Genomic DNA, 296 nt, shown 5'->3' on the forward strand with positions numbered 1-296 from the left:
GGCTACACGCAGTTTGGGCGGGCCCTGTTCGAGCTGAACATCGACATCCTGTGCGCCAATTCCAGCCCGGCCAAGGGCCGCGTGGAGCGGATGAATGGCACCCTGCAGGACCGGCTGGTCAAGGAACTGCGGCTGCGCGGCCTCAGCACCATGCAAATCGCCAATGCCTTTGCGCCAGCCTTCATGGCCGACTTCAATGCCCGCTTCGCCAAGCCGCCGCGCAGCGACTTCGATGCCCACCGGCCGCTGCGCGTTGACGAGGATCTGGCACGAATCTTTACCTGGCGCGAATGGCG

1 pseudogene is annotated in these 296 nt (G+C 64.9%); it reads left to right on the plus strand.

The features are described 5' to 3' along the window. A pseudogene (locus ACYP5B_RS45105) lies at positions 1-296 on the plus strand (ISNCY family transposase); the annotation flags it as partial.

Source organism: Cupriavidus sp. 8B, from assembly GCF_054589115.1.